Genomic DNA, 8,551 nt, shown 5'->3' with positions numbered 1-8,551 from the left:
TTCGCTCCGCCCAAGCAGGCGACGCCACCGGAATAGTTGGAAGCCATCGTCGTTCAGCAATTGGTGCGGCTTGGGTCGCTCCCGGTCGACGACCTTGTCGTCTAGCCCGGATAATTCATCCTGAGCTTGAATCCGCGACAGTGTGCCGCGTGAGGGCACGCGGCCTACAATCGCGCCTGCTCTGTGTTTGTAGGCCCGGTGTCATCACCGGGCGTCCCGTGCATGAAATAGGCGGGCTAGGACATTCAAGACGAAGCGGACCGGGTTTCGGCGCCGCGGCCATTCCCATTTCTGCCCACCTTGGACCCGGAGACTTACGCGCTTGAGCACCTTCGATGTCTTGTGGTGCCGAAAATCATCTACCGATGCGTGAACCGGGATACTCCCGACGGATTTGTCCGGTGGCTCCAAGACGCGAACTCGGCCGGGCCGGGGTGCGGAATGGTGAGTCACTTCAGCATCGAGTTCGTCGGGAGATTGACTTTACGGTCTCAAAATACTACCCATTTGGACAGATATGATTGCGCTGACGGTCAAGCAGAGGCAGGTCTTGGATTTCATTCGGAAACGCCTGGCGGAAGGACATCCCTCCCCCACGTTCCGCGAAATTGCCGCCGCATTCGCCTGGAGCAGCAAACGCGCCGCCGCCTGCCATGTTGAAGCCATCGTGCGCAAAGGCTGGCTGGTGGCGGATCGCCGCAAGGCCCGTTCCCTTCGTCCCGCCGGTCCGGTTCCCTCGCCCGCTCTGCGCGTGCCGCTGCTCGGTGAGATTCCCGCCGGTTTCGGCTCCGATCGCACCCAGGAAACAGGCGAAGCCATTTCGGTGACCATCGAGTCCGTCGGCTTCAAGCCCACGCGCAACACCTTTGCTCTCCGCGTCCAGGGCGATTCCATGATCGGTCGCCACATCGTCGAAGGCGACATCGCCCTCTTCGAACACGGCGCTGACCCCCGGCCCGGCCAGATCGTGGCCGCCCTCATCGACCGCAAAAACACTTTGAAAACGTTCGTCGTCAAAAACGGCAAACCTTACCTCAAAGCCGAGAACCCCAAGTATCCCGACCTGATCCCGTCCGAGGAACTCGTCATTCAAGGAGTCTTGCGCGCCGTGCTGCGGCGATTCGAAAAATAGACGTCTCGGCCCATGGCACCGGCCGCCTCGTCGAGAGCGACACGTTTCCGCGTCCCAACGCTCCATGAACCGCGCGCTGACTGAATTTCCCGCTCGCGAAACGCGCGGATCTTCGCGATGCTTCCCCCATCATGAAACGTAAAACCTGGAGGATCGCCGGTATCAATTTCGATCATTTCCACATGGGCGACCTGCTGCGCATGGCCCACGACCATCCCCGGGTCGAGATCGTCGGCATCAGCGACGAACAATCCGCACGCATGGAGGAAGCGATCTCCAAACTCGGCATTCCCCGCGCCCAGGCCTTCACGGATTACCGTGAGTGCCTCGAAAAAACCAAACCCGACGTCGTCATTCTCTGCCCCGCCGCCTCGAAACACGGCGAATGGGTCAAAAAGGTCGCTCCCTACGGCGTCCACATCATGGTTGAAAAGCCCTTCGCCGCTTCGTTGAAGGAGGCCGACTCCATGGTCCAAGCCATGCCCAAGGACAAAACGCTGATGATCAACTGGCCCCTTCAATGGGTCGCATCTCATCGAACCAGTTACGAATTGATCGAGTCGGGCGCCATCGGCGAAGTCCTCAATGTCTGGCATTTTGGCGGCAATCGCGGACCGCTCTGGCATGGCGCCGACAAGGACGAGAAAACGGCTGCCCAAGTGGCCGCCGAAAAACCCAAGTCCTGGTTCTACAAAAAGGCCCACGGCGGAGGTTCCCTGCTGGATTACCTCGGCTACGGCACCACACTCGGCACTTGGTATCAAGGCGGCCGCCGCCCCCTCGAAGTCACCGCCACGGTCGATGAACCCAAGGGCTTGGAAGTGGATGAACACAGCATCGTCGTCGCGCGCTACGCCCATGGCCTTTCTAAATTCGAGACACGATGGGGCACCTTCACGGATCCATGGATCATCCAGCCTCAACCGCGCTGCGGATTCATCGTCTCCGGCACCGAAGGCACCGTCAGTTCCTACGACTACGACGATCACGTCACGCTGCAAACCCGTCGGAAGCCCAAACCGCACACCGTCAAAGCGCCTCCGCCCAAAGCTCCAAACCAAGACCCGGTTCAATACCTTCTCCATGGCCTCGAAACCGGACGTCCGCTTTCGGGTCCCGTCTCCCTTCCCATCAGCCGCATTGGCCAGGAAATCGTCGATGCTGCGGTGCGCAGCGTCCGGCTCAAGAGAGCCGTGAAACTGTGAACATGAACCCTTTGCGTGTGTTGTTCACCGCGGGATGGATCACCCTAGGCTTCGGCGCGTCAGGCCTGGAGGCGGCGGAACCGCTTCCCGAAGTGCCCAAGCTGCCCCTTCAAACGGGCTGGCCTGATCCCTTCAAAATGCTCAACGGCCAGGCTGTCACCAACGAGGCCATGTGGCGTCGCTCCCGCCGCGCCGAACTGAAGTCGCTCTTTCAACATTATATGTACGGGGAACTCCCCCCGAAACCCGAACGCGTCGAAGTGGAAAAACTGGGTGAACACCAGGATCTGTTCGACGGCAAAGCCACACTCAAACTCGTCCGATTGAAACTGGGGGACGCCGCGGCTCCCGCCATCGATGTCATGCTGGTTATGCCCAACGGCGGGCGTGGACCCCACCCAGCGTTTGTCGGCATGAATTTCTGTGGCAATCACGCGCTGCTCAACGACCCTCGCGTGCCCCTGGCTCGCGGCTGGGTTTACACCAACTGCAGGGACTGCCCTCAAAACAAGGCCACGGAAGCCTCACGCGGACACCAAGCCGCCGACTGGGCCATCGAGCAAACCATTCAACGCGGCTACGCCCTGGCCTCGTTCTGTTCGAGCGACGTGGATTCGGATCGCGCCGATGTTTCCGACGGCATCAAAGCGTGGCTCGCCAAAAAGAAGAACGAGCCTGTCCCCACCAAGGACCGAGGATCCATCGCGTGTTGGGCCTGGGGATTTCATCGGGTGGTAGACTTCTTGATGGGCGAGGTGGAGATCGATCCCATGCGCGTCGCGGTCGTGGGTCATTCGCGCAACGGCAAGACCGCCCTGCTCGCAGGCGCCCTGGACGAACGCATCGCTCTCGCCATCCCTCATCAGGCGGGTTGCGGAGGGACTGCCCCGAGCCGCGGGAAAATCGGAGAATCGGTCAAACAAATCAACGACCGTTTCCCTCACTGGTTTAACGGACGTTTCAAAGAATTCAACGAGCAGACCGACCGACTGCCCTTCGACCAGCACGCTTTGGTCGCCCTGATGGCGCCCCGCCCCGTCCTGCTCTCCAACGCGGTCGAGGATCAATGGGCGAATCCATCCGGCCAATTCGAGGTCCTGAAAGCCGCCGAACCTGTTTACCGTTTGTTGGGCGCGGGCGGGGTCGATTCCGCCGAACTCCCTCCGCTGAACACACTGGTCGCCAGCCGCCTTGGCTACTACATCCGGCCCGGAAAACACTCCATGAATCGCGACGATTGGAAGGTGTTTCTCGATTTCGCCGACCGCCACCTCAAAACCCGCACGCGCTAACCGGCAGGCATCCAATGACCACCGCCACGCCCGCTTCCCTGCTTGAGGTCCAAAGCCTGGACCATGTCACCATCGTGGCGGCGGACCTCGACCGCACACGCACTTTTTATGTCGGGATTCTTGGCATGCGCGAAGTGCATCGCCCCCACTTCGGCTTTCCCGGATTGTGGTTTCAAACGGGAACAACGCAGATCCACGTCAATGTGGCCGGGTCGGAATGCGGGGGACGCGCGGGCATTCCCGACGGACAGGCGTGCACCCCTTCGCAGGGATTTCACATCGCCTTCAGCGTCGAGGATGGACCCGAGGCTGCGAGGCGGCTGGCCCAAGCGGGATTTAAGATCATTGACGGCCCCCGGTTGCGTCCCGACGGGGTGCATCAATTCTACCTCTACGATCCTGACGGGCACTTGATCGAAATATGCTCTTTCTCACCCACCCCTAACCCAACCTCTCCCTGAACCGCCTATGTTTCACTTCAAACATTCCGTCGTGGACGTGGCCATCATTTGCAGCCATTTCGAGCAGTCCCTGCATTTCTACCGCGACTTGCTGGGTTTCGAGCCCGTGCTGGATATTCAGATTCCCGCTTCCACGGCGGTGGGGGCTCACTTGGCACCGACTGCGTTCCGCCAAATTCGGCTCAAGGCCGGACAAACCCTCATCAAACTGGTCGAGGTGCCGAATCCTCCTCCCCCTCGCACGCTCGATTTTCAAGCGGGTGTCCGCTGGCTGACATTTATCATCGAGGACGTGCCCGGAACAGTCCGGGCCTTAAAAGCCAAGGGGGTGAAGTTTTGCGCCGACCCCGTCTCGGCCCCGGACGCGAAGCACGTCGTTTGCGCAGAGGGTCCCGACGGCATCCTCATCGAGTTGGTGGAACTGCATTCTTAGCAGAAGAACTTCGCCGGGCCAGGGTGCGGAACGGTGAGTCACTTCAGCATCAAGTTGGTTGGGAGGTCCATCCCGTCCCAACCGACGAAACGCAACTCAAACTCGTCCCGCCAGGAATCCCAACGGGATTCCGTCGCCGTGGGCATCGCCCAATCCGTGACCCATTGAGAAAACACGACGAAGAACGAGGCCGATCCTTTATGGATCTGGTGAGTGATTCGGAATGGCTTTATCGCTTGGACCTTGCGAAGCCCCATGATGGGCAACTGCCGTTGTAAGCAAAAGAATCGTCACCTCCCATCTTCGACTCGCCTTGGGACGAGGAACCACGCCGGGAGGGCTGCGTTCCACCGCAGCCCATCTTGATCACCCTCAGAAAAGGTGGGGCGGCGGTGGAACGCCGCCCTCCCGGAACCGAGGTGCATGGACACCTCGGGAGATCCGCTTGCACGCCGTGGCGCGGCTGTATCGCAGACCCGCCGCAGCAACCTGCGAACATGGAGACGCAGTAGGTTTTTCCACGAGTGCCGGGCTGGCGAAGCTGCTGCGACTGGCTTTCACTCCAGTCGCGCGCCGAAGACGAATCACTCACCCGATCCATCAAGGATAGGCCTCAGGCTTCTTCATGTCTTTCTCATCTTGGCCTTTGCATATCTTTACCACGTTCCACGGCAGTTTTAAGCCAAAAAACTGCGCCGGGCCGGGGTGCGGAGTGGTGAGTAACTTGAGCATCAAGTCAGTCGGGAGGTTATAATCCTATCCCTCCCTTGACGAAGTCGATTTGAAGACGCTAAGGAGTTCGGCATGTCGAATGCCGAAAAACACACTTTTCAAGCCGAGATCCAGGAAGTCCTTAATATCGTCATCCACTCGCTTTACACGGACAAGGAGATCTTCCTCCGCGAATTGATCTCCAACGCCGCGGATGCCTTGGAAAAAGTTCGATTCCTGCAAACCTCGGGCGCCGCGGTTCACCAACCTGAAGCGGCTCACGCCATTCGCATCCAGGCCGATGAAAAAGAGCGCACTCTGACGCTCACCGACACCGGGATCGGCATGACCCGAGACGAGTTGGTCGAAAACCTGGGCACGATCGCCCACTCCGGCTCCCGGGCGTTTCTTTCCAAGCTGGCGGAGGACAAAAAATCGGGAACCCAACTCATTGGCCAGTTTGGCGTCGGCTTCTACTCCGCCTTCATGGTGGCGGAAAAGGTCAACGTCCACACACGTTCCGCGCAACCGGGGGAACCGGCGTGGACGTGGACTTCGGAAGGGGCCAGCGGCTACGAGATCACCGACGGCCCATCCGATTTGCCGCGCGGCACGTCCATCGTGCTCAAGCTGAAGGAAGACGAGAAGGAATACACCCAGGCTTACCGGCTCGAATCGGTCATTCAACGGTATTCGAGTTTCGTGCCGTTCACCATCGAGGTGAACGGCAAAGCCTTGAACACCGTGCGCGCCTTATGGAGCCGCAGCAAAAGCGAAATCAAAGACGAGGAATATCAGGAGTTTTACCGCTTCATCGGACACGACACCAACGCTCCTCTGCTCCGTTTGCACTACACCGCCGACGCCCCGCTCTCCATCCAAGCCCTGCTTTTCGTGCCCTCTCGCAACGTCGAATCGCTCGGATTGGCGAGGGTGGATTCCGAGGTCAATCTCTACTGCAAGAAGGTCCTGATTCAACCCAAAGCCAAAGGCCTGTTCCCGGACTGGTTGCGATTCCTCCGGGGTGCCGTGGATTGCGAGGATCTTCCGCTCAATATTTCGCGGGAGACCATGCAGGACTCGAGTCTGATGCGAAAACTCAACAGCGCCCTCACTTCACGTTTCATCAAACATCTCGACGAAACGGCCGAGAAGGATCCTGAAACGTTCGAGAATTTCTACAAACAATTCGCCCGCCCGCTCAAGGAAGGCGTGGTCTCTGATTTCGCCCATCGCGAAGCGCTGGGCAAACTGCTCCGCTTCGAGTCTTCCGTCATGGAGGCCGGCAAGCTCACGTCGCTGGCGGATTACGTGAGACGCATGCCGGCGGACCACAAGGAAATCTATTTCGTCACCGGCGCCAGCCGCGAAAGCGCGGAAGGGAGCCCTTACTTCGAGGGTTTGAAGGCGCGGGGCTGGGAGGTGCTCTTCCTGCTCGATCCATGGGATGAGTTCGTCATGGATCATCTCGCAGAATTTGAAGGCAAGAAGCTCAAGTCGGCTGAAAAAGCCGAGGTTCAGCTCGACGACCCGTCGAAAGAAGGCTCTCTTTCGCCGGAGCAAGCCGACGCATTGGCCGCCTGGATGAAGGAATCGCTCGGCGATCGAGTGAAAGCCGTCAAAGTCTCCACCCGATTGGTTTCGAGTCCGGTGGCCGTCGTGGATAGCGATGAAGACATGACTTCCAGCATGAGGAGGTTGATGAAGGCGGTGCAGAAGGAAAGCGGCGCGCTCCCCTCCGCCCCGACCCTGGAAATCAACACGAGACACCCCGTCATCGTTCGCCTGGAACACTTGCGCCAGACCGACAGCACCATCGCCTCGAAAATCACCGCGCAACTGCTCGACAATGCGCGGGTCGCCGCCGGGATGCTCGAAGACCCCCGTGAAATGCTCCGGCGCATGAACGAACTGCTCGAGCACTTCATGGCCCCCAAGGCATGACGAATCACCGTTCCACCACCCAACTCGCCCCCAGGGCCTGGTAGTGCGCTCCCACCACGCTGACCCAGGCGGACCTCGAGAGCCCGGCGGGCGAGACGACGCCGAGCCCGCGAACCCAGGGTTGACATCTCAGGCTCACGCCCACCTCCGAAGGGCGAGGCAGGCATTCGCGCCTCCAAATCCAAACGAATTGCTCAGCATCCGTTGCGCGATCCGCGAGCGGGGCGAGCGCACCACGTCAAAGGTGACGCACGGATCCAACGCGCCGGCATCGACCTGCGGCGGGAGCCAGTGTCCGTCCATGGCCATGAAACAAGCGACCGCTTCGATGGCACCGGCCGCGCCCAAAGTGTGGCCGATGGATCCCTTGATCGAACTGACCGCCAGTTTTCCTGCTCCAACGCCTGCCCAACTTGTGATCGCGGCGGATTCGGATGCATCGTTCAAGACGGTTCCGGTCCCGTGCGCATTGAGGTAATCCACCTCGGAGGCATCCCAACCTGCGACGCGGCATGCTTCCACGAGGCATCGGGTGGCGGCATTTCCTCCGGGATCGGGCTGGGTTAAATGATGCAAATCGGTCGCGGTGGCTACTCCGGCGATTTCGCCGAAAATGGGGGCGCCACGCTCCTTGTCGAATTCAAGAGTCTCCAACACGAGGGCGGCGGCTCCTTCGCCCAGCAAAAGACCGTCGCGATTGGCGGCGAACGGGCGGCACCCGGTCAAGGACAGCGCCTGAAGCGAATCGAAACCGGCAAACACCAAATGCGCCAGCGCATCGAAACCGCCCGCGATGACGACGGATCTCCGGCCGCACGAAAGATCCCGCCATGCATGGGCGACGGCGGATGCGCCCGAGGCACAAGCATTGGCCGCAACACGGACAGGTCCCGTCCAGCCCCAAAGCCGTGCGACTTCCACGACCGGCTGATAGGCGAGATAATGATAAACTTGGGAGGGCTGCCCTTGTCGCGGCTGCCGCGAAATCCCGGCTTGGCGGAGAAGCGCTTCACCCAAGGCCATGCCGCCGCTGGTTGTTCCCACGTAGCTGGCCACGCCCTGCCCTGAAGCATTCCCGGACTGCCGCCAGGCTTCCTCGGCAGCCGCCAGCCAGAGTTTCGTGGCGCGATCCCAGCGCTGGCCGCGCTTGGCCCGGACCCGGGAGGCCGAGACCGCTTCGTCCAAGCGCCGGGAAGGAACCTCGGCGGCGAGACGGCATCGCTGACGCGAGACATCGAACAGGGACACGGGCGCGAAACACGCCCGTCCTTGGCGGAAACCTTCCGCATTTTCGGCCCAGCCCAGGCCCAGCGGCGTTACGATGCCGCACCCGGTCACCACCACCCGGCGCCGGGGAAATGGATTCATCCGAA

At 60.6% G+C, this 8,551-nt stretch carries 8 protein-coding genes and 1 pseudogene; 7 read left to right on the top strand and 2 right to left on the bottom strand.

Annotation, left to right across the window (positions count from 1 at the left end; genetic code table 11):
• Positions 1–243: 243 nt before the first annotated feature.
• From FJ404_12215 to FJ404_12190, 6 genes and pseudogenes are all read left to right on the top strand, one after another.
• Positions 244–423 (top strand): annotated as a pseudogene (locus FJ404_12215) (5,10-methylenetetrahydrofolate reductase).
• Positions 424–517: 94 nt separating this feature from the next.
• Entirely contained in the window at positions 518–1,132 is a 615-nt protein-coding gene (gene lexA, locus FJ404_12210; protein ID MBM3823629.1) for a repressor LexA, read from the top strand.
• A 131-nt stretch (positions 1,133–1,263) separates the two neighbouring features.
• Positions 1,264–2,337, top strand: a complete 1,074-nt coding sequence (locus FJ404_12205; protein MBM3823628.1) for a Gfo/Idh/MocA family oxidoreductase — start codon at positions 1,264–1,266, stop codon at positions 2,335–2,337.
• A gap of 2 nt (positions 2,338–2,339) precedes the next feature.
• Positions 2,340–3,629, top strand: coding sequence for an acetylxylan esterase (locus FJ404_12200; protein ID MBM3823627.1), 1,290 nt, complete (start codon positions 2,340–2,342; stop codon positions 3,627–3,629).
• A 14-nt stretch (positions 3,630–3,643) separates the two neighbouring features.
• Positions 3,644–4,090, top strand: a complete 447-nt coding sequence (locus FJ404_12195) for a glyoxalase (protein ID MBM3823626.1) — start codon at positions 3,644–3,646, stop codon at positions 4,088–4,090.
• A 7-nt stretch (positions 4,091–4,097) separates the two neighbouring features.
• Entirely contained in the window at positions 4,098–4,523 is a 426-nt protein-coding gene (locus tag FJ404_12190) for a glyoxalase (protein MBM3823625.1), read from the top strand.
• A 38-nt stretch (positions 4,524–4,561) separates the two neighbouring features.
• Here the strand turns inward: FJ404_12190 and FJ404_12185 are convergent, their stop codons facing one another.
• The gene (locus tag FJ404_12185) at positions 4,562–4,780 is read right to left on the bottom strand and encodes a hypothetical protein (protein MBM3823624.1); all 219 of its coding nucleotides are present in this window, start codon (positions 4,778–4,780) and stop codon (positions 4,562–4,564) included.
• 547 nt (positions 4,781–5,327) lie between these two features.
• Here FJ404_12185 and htpG point away from each other — a divergent pair.
• Complete coding sequence (gene htpG, locus FJ404_12180) at positions 5,328–7,178, top strand: molecular chaperone HtpG (GenBank protein ID MBM3823623.1); 1,851 nt, start codon at positions 5,328–5,330, stop codon at positions 7,176–7,178.
• Positions 7,179–7,313: 135 nt separating this feature from the next.
• Here htpG and FJ404_12175 read toward each other — a convergent pair whose 3' ends face one another.
• Positions 7,314–8,546 carry a beta-ketoacyl-[acyl-carrier-protein] synthase family protein gene (locus FJ404_12175; protein MBM3823622.1) on the bottom strand — a complete coding sequence of 411 codons (1,233 nt, stop codon included), beginning with the start codon at positions 8,544–8,546 and terminating at the stop codon, positions 7,314–7,316.
• Positions 8,547–8,551: the final 5 nt, after the last annotated feature.

Source organism: Verrucomicrobiota bacterium, assembly GCA_016871495.1.
Classification (GTDB): Bacteria; Verrucomicrobiota; Verrucomicrobiia; order Limisphaerales; family VHDF01; genus VHDF01.
The sequence above is the reverse complement of the archived record's forward strand: the minus strand, read 5'-3'. Positions and strand labels throughout refer to the sequence as shown.